Annotated in this window: 1 pseudogene; it reads right to left on the minus strand. The window is 72.1% G+C overall.

The window, feature by feature from the left end:
- Positions 1-240: pseudogene (locus SB771_RS36685) on the minus strand (copper-transporting ATPase); the annotation flags it as partial.

The raw sequence follows: 240 nt of genomic DNA on the forward strand, positions 1-240 counted from the left end.
CGCGCGAGCGTCGTTTCCGCGCCGATCGCGGTGGTCGTCACGGCAATCGCGCCTTCGCCGTTGATCGAGCCGGCCGTGACCGGATCGTCCGCCTGCTTCGGCACCGGCAGGCTTTCGCCCGTGATCAGCGATTCGTCGATGTGGGTGCGGCCTTCGAGCACCGCGCCGTCGACCGGCACGCGCTCGCCGGGCCGCACGATCACTACCGTGCCGACGCGCACCAGCGCGAGCGGCACGTCG

It is taken from the genome of Burkholderia sp. SIMBA_051 (genome assembly GCF_046534915.1).
Classification (GTDB): Bacteria; Pseudomonadota; Gammaproteobacteria; order Burkholderiales; family Burkholderiaceae; genus Burkholderia; species Burkholderia ambifaria.